Below are 15,515 nucleotides of genomic sequence, written 5' to 3' on the forward strand. Positions count from 1 at the left end.
TTTGGCTGCTTCATGCTAAACGCTGTCTTTGCGCTACTTTTTTCTTTTATACAAGAGTGAAATTGAGTGAGACACCTTGTCTCACTCTTTGTTTTTCCGGATATTAATTTTAAACAGCTCGTTATTTATGTTAGGTAATCTACTCAAAAAGGTTTTTGGAAGCCGTAATGATCGTATCATCAAGCAGTATGAGAAAACAGTAAATAAAATTAATTCGCTTGAAGCAGATATCGAGCAATTAACGGATGCTGATTTACGTGCCAAAACTGCAGAATTTAAGCAGCGCGTTGAAAACGGAGAAACTTTGGATGCGATTTTGCCCGAAGCATTTGCCGTAGTTCGCGAAGCGAGTAAACGTGTACTGAATATGCGTCATTTTGACGTGCAGTTGATCGGCGGCATGGTGTTGCATGACGGCAAGATCTCAGAAATGCGCACGGGCGAGGGTAAAACACTGATGGCAACGCTGCCGGCTTATTTAAATGCATTGGCCGGTCATGGGGTGCATGTGGTGACTGTCAATGATTATCTGGCCAAACGTGATGCGGGCTGGATGGGAAAAATCTATGAATACCTGGGCGTCAGTGTCGGCGTCATTTACGGTCATATGCCGCATGCGGACAAAAAATCTGCGTATGCGGCGGATATTATTTATGGCACCAATAATGAATATGGCTTCGATTACCTGCGTGACAATATGGTGACTCATCAAGCGGAGCGTGTTCAGCGTCATCTTAACTTCGCTATTGTGGATGAGGTTGACTCGATTTTGATTGATGAGGCGCGGACGCCGTTAATTATTTCAGGGCAAGCCGAAGGTGATACTGAAATTTATGTTCGTATCAACAAATTAATTCCAAAATTAAAGCGTCAGGAAAAAGAGGATGCGCCGGGTGATTATAGTGTTGATGAAAAAGCACATCAGGTAATCTTGAGTGAGGAGGGTTTCGAGCATGCTGAAAAACTGCTGGCCGAGGCCGGTCTGCTCAAGTCCGGTTCTAGTCTTTATGATCCGGCTAATGTCAATCTGATACATCATTTAACAGCGGGTCTGCGCGCGCATGCCCTTTACTTCCTCGATCAGCATTATGTCATTCAGAATGGCGAAGTTGTCATTGTCGATGAGTTTACCGGACGATTGATGCCTGGAAGGCGCTGGTCGGATGGCCTGCATCAGGCAGTGGAGGCAAAAGAGGGCGTTGCAATTCAGAAAGAAAACCAGACTCTGGCCTCTATAACCTTTCAGAATTATTTTCGCATGTACCAGAAGCTGGCAGGCATGACCGGTACGGCTGATACCGAAGCGGCAGAATTCCAGCAAATCTATGGTCTCGAGACCGTAATCATACCAACGCATCGTCCTATGATTCGTGATGACCGCATGGATCTGGTCTTTCGTACCATGGATGAAAAAAACAATGCTGTTATCGAAGGAATCAAAGAGTGTTATGACAAAGGTCAGCCAGTCCTTGTCGGCACAACATCCATCGAAAATAATCTACTGCTTTCTAAATTGCTGGATCGTGCAAAGCTGCCGCATCAGGTACTGAATGCAAAACAGCACGACAAAGAGGCTAACATCATCGTTCAGGCGGGTCGCCCAAAAATGATCACGATTGCAACCAATATGGCCGGTCGTGGAACGGATATTGTATTAGGCGGGAATCCTGAACCGGAAGTTGAGAGTATTCGTCATGACGACAAATTAAGTGATGCGGAGAAAGAAAAGCGCATCAAGGAACTCTACGAAAAATGGCAGGTTGTGCATGATGAAGTATTGCAGAATGGCGGACTGCATATTATCGGTACAGAGAGGCATGAGTCGCGTCGGGTGGATAATCAGTTGCGAGGGCGTTCTGGCCGACAAGGCGATCCCGGTTCAAGCCGGTTTTATCTGTCACTGGAAGATCCTTTGTTACGCATTTTTGCATCTGACCGGGTCGCTAATATCATGACGCGCCTTAAGATGCCAGAAGGTGAGGCAATCGAACATCCATGGGTTACACGGGCTATTGAAAATGCGCAGCGAAAAGTAGAAGCACGTAATTTTGATATACGAAAGCAGTTGTTGGATTACGATGATGTTGCAAACGACCAGCGTAGTGTTATATATCAGCAGCGTAATGATCTGCTGGAAACAGAGCATGATATAGCGGAAACCATAACTGCTATACGTGAAAGTGTATTAACCGGTCTGTTTGGCCAATATATTCCTCCTCAAAGTGTTGAAGAACAATGGGATGCGCCGGGTTTGGAAAAAGCGTTGGCCGCTGAGTATCAATTGCATTTGCCAATTCAGCAATGGTTGGAGGAAGAGCCCGATTTACATGAAGAATCGCTGTGTGAACGAATTATCGACATTGCTGCAGAGCATTACCAAAGCAAAGTTGATCAGATTGGTGCTGATATCATGCACCAGTATGAGCGTGCACTTATGTTGCAGGTAATTGATACACACTGGCGCGAGCATCTGGCGGCGCTGGATCATTTGCGTCATGGTATACATCTGCGCGGTTACGCACAAAAGAATCCGAAGCAGGAGTATAAGCGAGAAGCGTTTGAACTGTTTACCAACATGCTCGAGGAGATTAAAGCTGAGGTGACCAGAATATTGCTTACCGTTCAGATCAAAAACGAGCAGCAGGTAGAGGCAGTAACAGAAACACTCAAAACGCCCGAGAATATGGAATTTCACCACGATAGCGCGTCGGGTGGAATGGAAGGTGGCGAGGGTGCAGATGAAAAAGCGCAACCCTTTGTGCGTCAGGGAAGTAAAATCGGGCGTAATCAACCGTGCCCTTGCGGGTCGGGTAAGAAATACAAGCAGTGTCATGGCAAGATAAAGTAGTGCAGTGCTCGATCAGATGAGTGCTGACAAATAAGCTTTTGCGCAATTTTCCTGTGCACGAATTGGAATAGGATTATTCTCCTGTGGGGCAGGAAAAATTTTCGACTACAAATGGTGAATCCTGATAGCCAGATTCGATTCTGGTGGGCAGGGTGTGGCAAGCAGTCGCAAACTGTCGTTTAGTGGAGCCGCGTCAATTATTAATCGTTCTTCTTGGGGTGTTGGTTATTTCTAGAATAAGCAACGCTGTCCAGGCTCTGAAAGCGCATATTACTTGAGATGGGTGTTGCTGTGGTCGTGCTTTTTGTAGGCACTCGATACGCTGTCACGTTGTAAAGCGTATCAAAAACTTGATTCGATAGAATATTGATTCTGCCGCTTCCTCTATTTTCTAGTAATAGATGATTGTTTTGAAATCTTAATCATTGTGCTGTTTCACGTTCGTTAATAACCAGATTTTACGTGCCGGAAAGTTTTTTAGTATTTCCCTGTCATGATTATGGTATAATAACCCATTTATTCAAGGGGCTGTCTTTATAATAAAAAAACACGTATTCCTATGAGGTTTGGAAAGAACGTGTTGGAACGAGCTGGAACGTGTTGGCGCGCTTAAATTCCACTGGCTTATGAATTGGATTATTAGCATTTAGCGTAGCAAATTGCTAATATTTCTGTTTTATTCATAAGACTGTATTCATTCCGACTGCATTCATTCCTTGAGGCGGCTCTATGTAAATGCTGTATAGAGAAATGCTTCTTATCTCGAAATTCTGCATGGATTAAAGAAAATACGGGCAGGAGAGAGAAAGATTTTTTAACGATTTTGTTTATGATAGTAATCTATCAAGTAATTGATATTTAATGAAAAAAATAATTGGTGGAATTTAAGATATGGCAGATAGTTTCAGCATTGATAGTAAAATGAGTGGGAGAAGGAAGTTTCTGGTTGCTGCGACTTCTGTGGCGGGAGGCGTTGCGGGCGTAGGCATTGCAACGCCTTTTGTTTTGAGCATGATGCCAAGTGAGCGAGCCAAGGCCGCAGGCGCACCAGTAGAAGTCGACATATCGAAGCTTGAAGCAGGCATGTTACTGATGGTGGAGTGGCGTGGACGAGTAGTCTGGATTCTCGACCGAACACCTTCGATGTTGGCGACCCTGGAAAAGCTCGAACCTAAGCTGGCTGATCCAAATTCAGAAAAAAATCAACAGCCTGATTACGCAACAAACAGAACGCGTTCTATTAAACCCGAGATTTTAGTAGTGGAGGGTATTTGTACTCATCTGGGTTGCTCTCCGGTCTTCAGGAAAGATATAGCACCAGAGGATCTTGGTCCCGATTGGTTGGGTGGTTTTTTCTGTCCTTGTCATGGCTCGAAGTTTGATCTGGCGGGCCGAGTATACAAGAGTGTTCCTGCACCAACGAATTTGGTAGTGCCGCCGCATACTTATTTAAGTGATAACGTCCTTTTAATTGGGGCAGAAAGCAAGGAATCAGCATAAATGAGCAAGCAAAATAATTCGTTTCTTGAATGGATAGACAAGCGTTTTCCATTGGTTTCTACTTGGAAAGAGCATTTTACAGAGTATTATGCGCCCAAGAATTTTAACTTCTGGTATTTTTTTGGATCGTTAGCGTTACTGGTATTGGTAAATCAGCTGGTCACGGGCATTTTTCTTACAATGAGCTATAAGCCTGACTCAAGTCTGGCATTCGCTTCGGTTGAATACATCATGCGTGATGTCGAGTTTGGTTGGCTGATTCGCTACATGCATTCAACGGGAGCTTCCATGTTCTTCGTTGTTGTGTACCTGCATATGTTCCGTGGAATGATGTATGGCTCATATCGTAAGCCCCGCGAGCTTCTATGGCTGATTGGTATGGCAATATTTTTTGTATTAATGAGCCTTGCCTTTACCGGATACATATTGCCATGGGGCCAAATGTCTTACTGGGGTGCACAGGTAATTGTCAGTATGTTCGAAGCGATTCCATTTATTGGCGAGACGCTGCATAACTGGATTCTGGGCGATTTCATGCTGTCAGATGCGGCCTTGAACCGTTTCTTTGCATATCATGTTGTGACACTGCCGGTATTGATTGTCGTTCTGGTGTTTGTCCATATCATTGCTTTACATGAGGTAGGTTCAAATAACCCGGATGGTATTGAAATCAAAGAGAACAAAAACCCTGAAACAAAAATCCCGGTTGATGGAATACCATTTCATCCTTACTACACTGTAAAAGATATTTTTGGTGTTGTTGTTTTTCTGATTGTTTTTTGCGGCATCATTTTCTTTGCGCCGGAGATGGGGGGGTATTTCCTCGAGCACAACAATTTTATACCAGCAGATACGTTAAAAACGCCGGATCATATTGCACCGGTCTGGTATTTCACACCGTATTATTCAATGTTACGCGCTGTAACTGTGAATTTTCTGTGGGTCGACGCGAAATTGTGGGGTGTATTTTTAATGGTCGCGGGTGTCGCCATTTTCTGTTTTCTGCCGTGGCTGGACAGAAGCCCCGTAAAATCTATTCGCTATAAAGGCCCAATTTTCAAATTCGCATTAACGCTCTTTGTTATCAGTTTTTTCGTTCTTGGATGGTTGGGTACACAGCAACCCACTCCGTTATACACGCTATTAGCCCAAATTTTTTCGGTTATTTATTTTGCATTCTTCATTTTGATGCCTTGGTATAGCAAAATAGATAAAACAAAACCTGAGCCTAAAAGAGTGACCAAATGAATAAAATAAAAATATTTCTGACTGTCTTGTGTTTGGCTCCATTGAGTTTGTTCGCCGCAGAGCCCGGAATGCCCTTGGATAGTGTTCCAATTTATCAAACTGACAACGAATCGTTACAGCGGGGCGCTGAGACTTTTGTAAACTATTGTCTGACATGCCATGGCGCAAGTTTTATGCGTTATAACCGCCATCGCGATATTGGTTTGGATAATGAAGCTGAAGTTACCGAGAAACTGATATTAACGGGACAAAAAGCGGGCGACTTGATGTTGTCAGCCATGCGTAAAAATGAGGGAGAAGACTGGTTCGGAGTTGCTCCTCCGGATTTGTCCGTCATTGCGCGCGCAAAAGGTGCGGACTGGTTGTATACCTATCTACGCGCTTTTTACCGAGATGAATCTACAGTATCCGGATGGAACAATCTTGTTTTTGATCGTGTTGCCATGCCTCATGTTTTATACGAGTTGCAGGGGGAACAAGAACTGGTTGTAGAAACAGTGGCGGGTAAAGAAGTAAAAAGCCTTGAATTAGCCAAGCCAGGCTCGATGACGGTATCCGAGTATGATCAATACGTTGCAGACCTGGTAAACTATATGGTTTATCTTAGTGAACCGGCAGCAAATGATCGCAAACAATTAGGTATATTGGTAATGATATTTCTGTTTGGTATGCTGGGATTGACCTATGTATTATATCGGGAGTACTGGAAAGACATACATTGAGCATGAAGTAATTTTCATTCTTAGTGATAATGTTGTGAAATTTTAGCCATGATGACTTTGTATTCAACAATTACATGCCCGTATAGCCATCGCTGCCGTATTGTACTGCACGAGAAGGACATGGACTTTGAAGTAATTGATGTTGATCCCAACAACAAACCTGAAGATCTCGCGGTCATGAGTCCGTATGGGAAAGCGCCGATTCTGGTTGAACGCGATCTGGTACTCTATGAATCTAATATCATCAATGAATATATAGATGATCGTTTTCCACACCCGCAGCTCATGCCTGCAGATCCGGTCATGCGTGCACGTGCCAGGCTATTGCTGTATCGTTTTGAACAGGAGCTGTTTTGCTATATAGATGCCATTGAAGATACCGATGGAAAATCGGCGGAAAAGGCCCGCACAGCAGTTGCAGAAAACCTGACGGTTATAGCGCCGATTTTTGAGAAACAAAAATATATGCTAGGTGATGAGTTTTCCATGCTGGATGTGGCGATAGCACCTTTACTATGGCGGCTTGAGCATTACGGTATTAAGTTACCCAAGCAGGCGGCTCCATTATTAAAATACTCTGAGCGCTTATTTAGCAGACCGCTTTTTATCGATGCATTATCGGCATCCGAAAAGGTCATGCGGAAATAATGAAGTTGCCATCGACGAAACCATATTTAATCCGCGCAATCTATGAGTGGTGCAATGAATGCGGATACACGCCATTGTTATCTGTCAAAGCAATTCCTCAAGCAGATTTTCCGGCGGATAAAATCCAGAATGGTGAGATCATTTTCAACATTCATGATAGTGCGGTGCACAATCTGATTATTGGAAATGATATAATCAGCTTCTCAGCCCGGTTTGGGGGTGTGGCAAAGCAAATTGCATTTCCCACGGAAGCGGTCAATGGTATCTTCGCTCGAGAAGTTAATCAGGGTGTTTCATTTCCTGAGAATGATTTGACGGGAGAAAAGGAAGTAACGGACAAGTTAAATGCCAATAAAAAAAATAAGCTGGTTAAATCATCAGACCAAACGAAGCCTGATAAAAAAGGCAGAGCTAATTTACACTTGGTAAAATAACGACCAAATATAAATTCACAGCATTGTAGTGAATGTCATCAAAAGCCGGCATAGCTCAGATGGTAGAGCAGCTGATTTGTAATCAGAAGGTCCCGAGTTCGATTCTTGGTGTCGGCACCATAAAATCAATGGCTTGCAATTTATCTGCAAGCCGCTTTTGTTTGTGGGGTTACGCAGGGGTTACATTGCGACAATTTTATAGCCTTTGCTGGGCACTTTTTTGCTTTCTTTCCAGGTGATCAAATCAGATGAGCCGTCTTTCTGATTATCTTAGTCACATCAACTGGCGACTACTAGTACACGCAGCTTTGTTAAAGGTTTAGAAAAGAAGGCTTCCTTGAGATCTTTCTACGGAAAAAATGAAAAAAAATATACTCGAGTCTGGAATTAACTTACGTTAATCGTTTAAGCCAATACCCTTTAGTTCTTTATTTAGCTTTTTCTTAAGCGTCTGTTTGCATTCTGTGCGTAGTGCTTCTGGAATCTCAGCGCACCTTTTCTCTATCCCTACTGAAAATTGCTCCTGAAAATCGTTTCGGATTGATCTGCTGTTCGCTTTTCTTGACGCACCATAGGCCTCTTGCATTGCCTTGAAGCGCTCCTCTATCGGCGGGTGTGGACAAGTAGAGTCTATTGCAAAGCCGAAATCAAAAAAACGCTTATAAAAAGCTGTCAGCCCAGCCTTATCCAGTTCAATGGCAGACTCAAGTTCAGCAATGCCAGCATTACGTTTTCCAAGGATTGAAGCGGCAAATGCGTCGGCCTCAATCTCCATGTCATAGATCTGTTCACATATCGGGTTTGTTACTTGTGTGTGACCGCTAAGAATATGCCCAATTTCGTGAAGTAGTGCGAACGAAATCAGTCCACCTAAGACACGCTCAAGCCGCATTACCTTGGCAAGTTCTTTGTCCCCAAAGATTTGAACTACGTCATCATTGACCATTTGCTTCTCGCCACGCAATAAACCAGCCACAAATTCCTCCGGGGAGCGGTTTCCCATTATGGCTTTTTGGAATTGCTGTCTTAACGCAGATTTCTCATCTTCAGATTGCTGCCGCATATCAATTGATAGTTCGAGAAGCTGTTCACCCAAGATCACTTTTTCATTTTCTTTGCCCAAACGGGTTCGTGCCTGCTCCAGAGCTTCGTAACTTCCGAACGTTTCTATAACGGCAACATCAAGAAAAGCTTCGGCCATTGGCTGGGTGATAACAATTCGGTCGCCTGCTGCGTTCAATCCCACTGCAGAGCTTTCAGCATCGAAGATAATCCATTCGTCGTGGGGGGCTTCTTCAAGGCTTTTTTGAAGCCAATTAAAACGTTTTGTCAATTGCGCCAAATCATTGCTAACGAAACTACTAAACAAGTTGCTCAGTCTGTTCTGGAGTTCAAGAATAAAAAAACATGAGAAGACCGATTCATCCCGTGTTCCGCCATTCTTCCGGTCTTTGATTCGTTCATCGATTAAACCATCCTGTAGAGCGTTTACACCACGCTGCCTTTGAGCGTACTCTAAGAACAAGTTGGCACATTTCCTTGATTCTCCGCTGATGAACTCTTCATTTATAATCGCGATCCTCTCTTCGATCAAAGGCTTGTATTCTCTAAACAATGCATCTGTTTCATTGTTTGTGGTTGTCGACTTGGCTTGATCCATCAACTGATTGTACTTCTTGAGAACAGCCTCTCGATCAATATTTTCCTGCTCTAGCAGAATAAGTATCTCTCTGGTGAGCGCATTAGGGTCAGTTTCTTGCGCAGCTATCAAAGGCCCGGCCAGTAAGAATACAAACGACAAAATAATTGCAATGTTATTCCGTTGCAGAGCCATGAGCAGCCTCATCTCCATGTTTGACTTTAAGAGTAGAGTTCTCCGCCACATTGATCAGAGTTCCAATCAGGAGCAGAACTGTAGCAGTAAGAAATCCACCATACGCAGTTGCTTCCACAAATACATCGAGTGCATTTTTATCGAGATTTATAGTGTTGTATAAGGGGGCGGCAAGAAATGATGCTGTAAGCACCAACACAACCAAATGCAAGCAGATTGCAATGACGTATATCTGTGGTCGTAGGCGGATGTGATGATGCGTTCGTGGGATTAAAGCTTTCTCCAGCGATGTTGCAATATTGGGCATGCATAATACTGTGTGAAGCATGATACAGAGCTTCATCTCATCCGGGCTTGCCAAAACTCGGTGGCTTGCAACACATACCTCGCAGTTTGAGTAAATCAGTGCCAATGCTACACCGAAAACCCAGAAACACAGCCACAGTATAGCAATTAATAGATGCATTAGGCCTCGCAATTATTCTTCACCAGCTTTTCAAGTACAAAATTGCCAAAATACTCATGGAAGAAATGACCATTATAAGAACCGGCAAATTTAGAATGTTTTTGTAGGTTGTTTGATGAGCCGTTATATACTGTCGTTGTTAGTGTTAAAAACACACCCACTTTTTTTACTCTTGCTTTGATCTGAAGATCCATTGAATGGAAAATTCCAGGATCCAGAAAAACTTGCTCATCTGTCGTATTATGCGAATCGACAAGCTCACGTTTTAGTAGAAAGCGTTTGGTTTTATAGTGCCGTTCTTTGTTATCAGGAAAGTGTTTTTCTTCTTTAATGTTAATGTAATACTCACGCAGTCCTTGTAAGATTGCTTCATCCAGATGATCTTCGTCGACTTTAAGAACATCACAAACCCGAAGCACCGCAGTCGAGTCTAAACTGCCTGTTCCTAGCCCCGGTGTCCATCCATCTGCGAGCATCTTTCGGATGGTGCTAGTCTGCTGATTGGGTTCTGACGCTACTGAGATATTTATTCCCGCCAGATTGACCGCTGCCACGCATGCAATCAAACCGAAGAGACGTGGAAACTCGAGATTCTCGTTTCCAAAGAATAAAAATAATTTCTCTTTCAATGTCATTTTGAGTATAAGAAAAACAAAAGACCTTTTTCACGAGTCTCGAATGTACTGAAAGCTAGCTCGGTTGTCAAACACAGTGATAATTGATCAATGAATGGCTATATCCCACTTTGGCTAGCACAAACAGCTGTTTTTCTATCCTCTCGAAAATCTACTAACCCGGAATGCTGTTCATGAAATGGTAAGTGAGTTTCATAATCTCCTTGTCGTTGGTTAGATGCAGACTATAAGCGATTCAAAATCAATGGCATGAATGTTGAATTATAAGCCGTTTTTATTTCCGGGTTTACATTGCGACAATTTGATAGCCTTTACTGGGACACTCTTTTGCTTTCTTTCCAGGCGATCAAATCAGATATTTTGTACCTGACCTTGCTGCCTATTTTGTAGAAAGGGATGATCTCCTTCTTTGTGCAACGCCATGAAGCGAGCGTATTCACTTTTACGCCGATAATTTGCGCGGCCATCGTTGGATCAACCTCTTCCGTGTTTTCGCCGGACTTAATTATTTTGCTTAGGGTCAAGTTTGTTTCACTCATCTCTTTAACTCCTATACTTCTCGAATACACGTAAATTTTTATCTTCTCAATTGCCAGCTAAATGCTGACCGTGTTGTTAGCTCAAAACTACAAAAACCAATACAACCGAAACCAACACCAGAACGGCAGCCAGTAAATTCATAATAGCCGCCTGCCTGGAAATTCTGGTCAGTTCACGGATTTCGTGATTGATCGTGATGCTGATTTTCTCGCTGATTAACTGTATGCTTTGGTCTGCTAATTGATCATGTGTTTTGCTGAAATTGTTTTGATGTGAGCTGATCAGCGCATTGGATTTTTTGCTGGCGTATGAATGCCATTGATTGAAACTTTCCTGTAGGATAGCTTCATATTTGCTTAGCAATTCAGCATGAGCTTTTTCATTCTGTTCCAGCAATACTTCATTGAGTGTATGCATCATCAATACCGGGTCATCTCTGGTCAGAGCAATACCGTGCTCTGACGCAATCCGTTTGATCAATGCATCCAGCTTGTCGTTGTTCATGACAATACCGCTGACACGTTCTCAAGATTGGTAAACAACTGTCTGCGAATAATGGTTAGCCGCTGGCGAACCATCACCGGCAGCGTGCTATTTCTAAGCGCTTCGTCAAACGTAAATTTCGATTGCAGGATTTCGCTCAAATCCTTGCCGAAAGTTTCCGGTTTGTAGTGTGGAATTCTAATGATTGCCGATACCCGCGCCTTGTTATCAATGTACGCTTTCATTTCCTCAAATTGTTTGCCGTTCATGGTGATCTCACCCCAATAAGGATTAAGCCAGACCACAAACAATGCTTCCTTTGGAAACTGTTTCACGAGATGCACAAAACCATTGAGCGTATCAAGTAAAGCCTGACTGCCGGTAATCACGGTATGAACAACCAGTTCATGTCCCATATCCAGCAACAATGCCGGGATTTGATTGCTGATCAGGTAATGCGACATCGGTACGAATGTGCTCGCACCATTATCGATAATGACATCGGTTTCAGTATTGGCGATGAGTTCAATCAGATCGTCAAACTTCCTGGGATCGATTTCATCGTTGTTCATCACATTAATCTGCTTAACATTGAGTTTTTTGAAACCATGAAACGTGGCATTAACCGGGTCGGTATCGATGCACAACGGATTTTTACCTTTGGCGATCCTGTGCTGCGCCAATGTTGATGAGATGAAGGATTTGCCAACACCCCCCTTTCCTTGCAATATCATATGTATCTTGGCCATTAGATAAGCTCCTCTTTTTCAGTTGCAGAATTAAAACGAAATCCTTCCTGATCAGTTGTTGCCGTTTTTTTAATCCCGGTATTTATTCGCTGTTTTTTGTCATCAGCAATATGCCGGTTAACCAGTGTCCTGAACCACTGATACGAGCATGTGATCTTTCCCTCGGCAAATAACGTGTCCCATACTTGGTACACCGTCCAACCATCCTGTAATGCCAGTTCGATATCTGGCTTCAATGCGATAAACACCGGCAAAAACTGTTTGCCAGTGTTTTTGTGCTTGTCTGTAAATAGCGCGATACGTTCTGATAAGGTTTTGGTCATCACAATGTTCTCCGTATCAAATTATTTTTTGGCGAAAGAAATTTTTGGTTTTGCTTTTTGTTTTTTTCTAAAAAAACTTCCCGCCCATTTTCAAAGTTTCATTCACTCGCAATAGCGTTGCTTTCAGTTTCATTTTGTTTCAATCCGTTTCTTTTGCTTTTGTTTGCTTTCTTTTTGTTTAAAAAGCACTTTCTTTTACTTGAAAGAAGCTTTATGCAAGCATTTTAAAGCGAATGAAATTATAATATAACGAAAATAAACTGTTTGCAAACTTATAATATAGTGGTAGTATATTTTAAAAAACTAACACAACAGGGCAAGATATGTGGAGATGGCCATCTCCACGCAAACTTTATTCGCAAATACTTTGCTCAACGTTGATCTTGCTCTACGAGGCAAACGGAAATGACAGTTTTAAAGTACCAAAAAAGTGATGAAAAGCAGAAGACTTTGGGTACAAATAAAGGGACAAGGTGCGCGAAATACACAAAGCGCACCAAACGTACCAAGCGCGACAAGCGTCTCAGGGTGCCTGTATTGCCGGAGGAAGAAATGATGATCAAAACAAAAGCAACTGAAGCCGGATTAACGATTGCCGAGTATCTGCGCAATTTGGGCCTGGGTTACAGCGTACCCAGCATCATCGATAACCGCCAGGTGGATGCGCTGCTTAAAATCAACGCCGATCTGGGAAGGCTTGGCGGATTGATCAAGCTTTGGCTGACCAATGACCGGCGCACAAAATATATCGGCAAGTCTCAACTGCATATGACACTGGACACAATCCGGGAAACACAAAGTGTAATGCTCAAGGAAATCATCAAACTCAGAAAATGATACTCGGAATAACCAAATTTCTTAAGCCGCTTAAACACTATGATCGCTAAAATCATACCCATCAAATCGATACGCAAAAGCAACTTCTCTGCCTTGGTGAAGTATCTGACCGATCCTCAAGGCAAGAATGAGCGTATCGGTCAGATTTCAGTTACCAACTGCTACACCGATGAATTGATACCAGCGCTATTGGAAATCCAGAACACACAGGAAATGAACAAGCGTGCCAAATCCGATAAAACCTGTCATCTGGTACTGAGTTTCCCTGAAGGTGAACGGTTATCCAGTACCGATCTGAGTGCAATTGAGGAGCGATTCTGTGAAGCACTGGGTTTTAGTGAACATCAGCGCATCAGTGTGGTGCATGACGATACGGATAACCTGCACATCCATATTGCGATCAACAAGATTCATCCACGTAAACTGACGATTCACAATCCCTATTACGACTACAAGAAAGTTGCGACACTTTGCGAGCAGATCGAGCAGGAATACGGACTGACAAAGGTCAATCATGAAACCAGGATTGATAAAACAGAGCGAACCATCCAGGACATTGAATCCAAGGCAGGTATCGAAAGTCTACTTGGCTGGATACGGCGCGAATGTCTTGATGATATCAAGCAAGCCGATACATGGCAGGATTTACACAAACTATTGCACAACTACGGCCTGGAGATCAAGGAACGTGGTAACGGCCTGGTGTTTGCCTCCAGTAGCGGTGTGGCCGTTAAAGCCAGTTCCGTTGACCGGTCTTTATCAAAACCTAATTTGATCAAACGACTGGGTGCTTTTGAACCGTCTATAGATACACCTCAAACCAATACTCAAAGTACCCAAGCAACAGAAGCAGAAGCTAAATGCTATCAACCCAAACCGCTGCAAAACAATGTCGACACCTCCAGATTGTATGAGCGTTATCAGCAACAACAAGCCAATGCAGCTTTATTACGCAAAGAACAGTGGCTCAAATTACGAGAACAGCGTGACCTGTTGATTGAACGTGCCAAACAGGAAGCCAGCAGCAAACGCAGCATCATCAAACATGTTCAAGCCGGGCCGCTTGGCAAAAAAGCCTTGTATGCAACCATCAGCCTGCAATTCAAAACAACATTGGATGAAGTTAAGCGCGAGTACCGTGAAGCTTATGCACAATTAAAAGTTAATACTCGGAGAATGTCGTGGCTTGATTGGCTGATGGTTGAAGCCAAAAACAGCAACGCTGAATCGCTTGCAGTATTGCGTGCCAGAAGCAACAGACGCAACGGAACTGGTGCGGTTTTGCGTGATTCTATTACTGGCAACAAATATGATAACAATCAGTCCATAACAGATAAAATTGAGTCCATAACCAAAGATGGAACCGTGTTTTACAGGGTTGGCAATACGGTTGTTCGCGATGACGGCAAGCGGTTGTTTGTTGCATCGAATGTTTTGAATGATTCGCTTGTTGACGTGCTGCAGGTTGCCATCAACAAGTACGGTAATCACCTGTCAGTTAATGGTTCAGATGAATTCAAGACAGCGATTGCTCGAACTGCAGCGCAAAACAGTATCCGTGTCACGTTCGATGATCCGGAACTCGAACGACACCGCAGTCAATTATCGAGACAAGTTGTATTTCAGAAACGATCCAAAACTTCAACGTACCGAAGGAGTCTGTGATGAACAAATACAATCCCGGTTTCCAGGAAAACAGAAACGCAACGAAAGATGCTTTGATTATCCGCTTGCTCGCCATTGTTTTTTTGATCGGTGGGCTCCAAGTTGCAACACAGTATTTTGCACACCAGTTCAATTATCAGGATCAGCTCGGGGCACATTTTAATCAACTCTATGCACCCTGGTCGATTCTGGTCTGGAGTAATCAGTGGTATGACAAACATCCAGCCATCTTTGATCTCGCTGCCGGTTACGGCATCCTGTTTTCCAGTGTCGGATTGATTCTGGTGTTGATCGTCAAGATGATGCTTACCAATTCTTCGCGTGCGAATCGCAATCTGTACGGTTCAGCGCGATGGGCGGACAAGAAGGATATCGAAGCGGCTGGATTGTTGTCTTCCAAAAAGAACAAAGGCGATGAAGCGGTTTATGTCGGTGCCTGGCACGACAAATCCGGCAAAACACATTACCTTAAACATAGCGGTCCGGAGCATGTATTGTGTTTTGCACCGACACGTTCGGGCAAAGGCGTGAGTTTGGTGATTCCGACCTTGTTGTCATGGATACAAAGTACTGTCATAACCGA

Annotated in this window: 16 protein-coding genes and 1 tRNA gene; 10 read left to right on the forward strand and 7 right to left on the reverse strand. The window is 43.4% G+C overall.

The genetic code is table 11. The annotated features are described in order from the left end of the window. Positions 1–127 precede the first annotated feature (127 nt). The 7 genes from secA to BMY62_RS04410 all read left to right on the forward strand — a co-directional run bounded on the left by secA (position 128) and on the right by BMY62_RS04410 (position 7,520). The gene (secA, locus tag BMY62_RS04380; RefSeq protein ID WP_090657044.1) at positions 128–2,848 is read left to right on the forward strand and encodes a preprotein translocase subunit SecA; all 2,721 of its coding nucleotides are present in this window, start codon (positions 128–130) and stop codon (positions 2,846–2,848) included. A 921-nt stretch (positions 2,849–3,769) separates the two neighbouring features. Then, positions 3,770–4,348, forward strand: a complete 579-nt coding sequence (gene petA / locus BMY62_RS04385; RefSeq protein WP_442753237.1) for a ubiquinol-cytochrome c reductase iron-sulfur subunit — start codon at positions 3,770–3,772, stop codon at positions 4,346–4,348. Continuing rightward, positions 4,349–5,596: a cytochrome b gene (locus tag BMY62_RS04390; RefSeq protein WP_090657048.1), complete on the forward strand. Its 1,248-nt coding sequence runs from the start codon at positions 4,349–4,351 to the stop codon at positions 5,594–5,596. Further along, the gene (locus tag BMY62_RS04395; protein WP_090657051.1) at positions 5,593–6,318 is read left to right on the forward strand and encodes a cytochrome c1; all 726 of its coding nucleotides are present in this window, start codon (positions 5,593–5,595) and stop codon (positions 6,316–6,318) included. The genes BMY62_RS04390 and BMY62_RS04395 overlap by 4 nt, the downstream gene beginning before the upstream one ends. A 48-nt stretch (positions 6,319–6,366) precedes the next feature. After that, positions 6,367–6,966 (forward strand): glutathione S-transferase N-terminal domain-containing protein, encoded by a 600-nt coding sequence (locus BMY62_RS04400; RefSeq protein WP_090657053.1) that lies wholly within the window; start codon positions 6,367–6,369, stop codon positions 6,964–6,966. Then, complete coding sequence (locus BMY62_RS04405) at positions 6,966–7,400, forward strand: ClpXP protease specificity-enhancing factor (protein WP_090657055.1); 435 nt, start codon at positions 6,966–6,968, stop codon at positions 7,398–7,400. The genes BMY62_RS04400 and BMY62_RS04405 overlap by 1 nt, the downstream gene beginning before the upstream one ends. Before the next feature lie 44 nt (positions 7,401–7,444). Further along, positions 7,445–7,520 (forward strand) — tRNA-Thr (locus BMY62_RS04410). 277 nt (positions 7,521–7,797) lie between these two features. Here BMY62_RS04410 and BMY62_RS04415 read toward each other — a convergent pair. From BMY62_RS04415 to BMY62_RS04445, 7 genes are all read right to left on the reverse strand, one after another. Beyond that, positions 7,798–9,234 carry a M48 family metalloprotease gene (locus BMY62_RS04415; RefSeq protein WP_090657058.1) on the reverse strand — a complete coding sequence of 479 codons (1,437 nt, stop codon included), beginning with the start codon at positions 9,232–9,234 and terminating at the stop codon, positions 7,798–7,800. After that, positions 9,215–9,700, reverse strand: coding sequence for a hypothetical protein (locus BMY62_RS04420; protein WP_090657060.1), 486 nt, complete (start codon positions 9,698–9,700; stop codon positions 9,215–9,217). Before BMY62_RS04420 ends, BMY62_RS04415 begins: the two co-directional genes overlap by 20 nt. Beyond that, positions 9,700–10,329 carry a hypothetical protein gene (locus tag BMY62_RS04425; RefSeq protein WP_143058751.1) on the reverse strand — a complete coding sequence of 210 codons (630 nt, stop codon included), beginning with the start codon at positions 10,327–10,329 and terminating at the stop codon, positions 9,700–9,702. The genes BMY62_RS04420 and BMY62_RS04425 overlap by 1 nt, the downstream gene beginning before the upstream one ends. A gap of 317 nt (positions 10,330–10,646) precedes the next feature. Further along, the gene (locus BMY62_RS04430; protein WP_218142933.1) at positions 10,647–10,874 is read right to left on the reverse strand and encodes a helix-turn-helix domain-containing protein; all 228 of its coding nucleotides are present in this window, start codon (positions 10,872–10,874) and stop codon (positions 10,647–10,649) included. A gap of 76 nt (positions 10,875–10,950) precedes the next feature. Then, entirely contained in the window at positions 10,951–11,379 is a 429-nt protein-coding gene (locus BMY62_RS04435; protein ID WP_090657064.1) for a conjugal transfer protein TraM, read from the reverse strand. Beyond that, positions 11,376–12,107, reverse strand: coding sequence for a nucleotide-binding protein (locus tag BMY62_RS04440; RefSeq protein WP_090657066.1), 732 nt, complete (start codon positions 12,105–12,107; stop codon positions 11,376–11,378). Before BMY62_RS04440 ends, BMY62_RS04435 begins: the two co-directional genes overlap by 4 nt. Then, entirely contained in the window at positions 12,107–12,430 is a 324-nt protein-coding gene (locus tag BMY62_RS04445) for a TraK family protein (protein WP_090657068.1), read from the reverse strand. The genes BMY62_RS04440 and BMY62_RS04445 overlap by 1 nt, the downstream gene beginning before the upstream one ends. Before the next feature lie 405 nt (positions 12,431–12,835). On the opposite strand from BMY62_RS04445, the gene traJ reads away from it, so the two are divergent. From traJ to BMY62_RS04460, 3 genes are all read left to right on the forward strand, one after another. After that, positions 12,836–13,267: a conjugal transfer transcriptional regulator TraJ gene (gene traJ, locus BMY62_RS04450; protein WP_143058753.1), complete on the forward strand. Its 432-nt coding sequence runs from the start codon at positions 12,836–12,838 to the stop codon at positions 13,265–13,267. A 39-nt stretch (positions 13,268–13,306) separates the two neighbouring features. Then, positions 13,307–14,932: a TraI/MobA(P) family conjugative relaxase gene (traI, locus tag BMY62_RS04455; RefSeq protein WP_090657069.1), complete on the forward strand. Its 1,626-nt coding sequence runs from the start codon at positions 13,307–13,309 to the stop codon at positions 14,930–14,932. Then, on the forward strand, positions 14,932–15,515 hold a 584-nt coding region (locus BMY62_RS04460; RefSeq protein ID WP_177170288.1), incomplete at its 3' end, for a type IV secretory system conjugative DNA transfer family protein. The genes traI and BMY62_RS04460, both read left to right, overlap by 1 nt.

It is taken from the genome of Nitrosomonas marina (assembly GCF_900111605.1).
GTDB lineage: Bacteria > Pseudomonadota > Gammaproteobacteria > Burkholderiales > Nitrosomonadaceae > Nitrosomonas > Nitrosomonas marina_A.

Coding starts and splice junctions, on each gene's coding strand:
- secA (WP_090657044.1), top strand. CDS start 128: ATGTTAGGTAATCTACTCAAAAAGGTTTTTGGAAGCCGTAATGATCGT.
- petA (WP_442753237.1), top strand. CDS start 3,770: ATGAGTGGGAGAAGGAAGTTTCTGGTTGCTGCGACTTCTGTGGCGGGA.
- BMY62_RS04390 (WP_090657048.1), top strand. CDS start 4,349: ATGAGCAAGCAAAATAATTCGTTTCTTGAATGGATAGACAAGCGTTTT.
- BMY62_RS04395 (WP_090657051.1), top strand. CDS start 5,593: ATGAATAAAATAAAAATATTTCTGACTGTCTTGTGTTTGGCTCCATTG.
- BMY62_RS04400 (WP_090657053.1), top strand. CDS start 6,367: ATGATGACTTTGTATTCAACAATTACATGCCCGTATAGCCATCGCTGC.
- BMY62_RS04405 (WP_090657055.1), top strand. CDS start 6,966: ATGAAGTTGCCATCGACGAAACCATATTTAATCCGCGCAATCTATGAG.
- BMY62_RS04415 (WP_090657058.1), bottom strand. CDS start 9,234: ATGGCTCTGCAACGGAATAACATTGCAATTATTTTGTCGTTTGTATTC.
- BMY62_RS04420 (WP_090657060.1), bottom strand. CDS start 9,700: ATGCATCTATTAATTGCTATACTGTGGCTGTGTTTCTGGGTTTTCGGT.
- BMY62_RS04430 (WP_218142933.1), bottom strand. CDS start 10,874: ATGAGTGAAACAAACTTGACCCTAAGCAAAATAATTAAGTCCGGCGAA.
- BMY62_RS04435 (WP_090657064.1), bottom strand. CDS start 11,379: ATGAACAACGACAAGCTGGATGCATTGATCAAACGGATTGCGTCAGAG.
- BMY62_RS04440 (WP_090657066.1), bottom strand. CDS start 12,107: ATGGCCAAGATACATATGATATTGCAAGGAAAGGGGGGTGTTGGCAAA.
- BMY62_RS04445 (WP_090657068.1), bottom strand. CDS start 12,430: ATGACCAAAACCTTATCAGAACGTATCGCGCTATTTACAGACAAGCAC.
- traJ (WP_143058753.1), top strand. CDS start 12,836: ATGACAGTTTTAAAGTACCAAAAAAGTGATGAAAAGCAGAAGACTTTG.
- traI (WP_090657069.1), top strand. CDS start 13,307: ATGATCGCTAAAATCATACCCATCAAATCGATACGCAAAAGCAACTTC.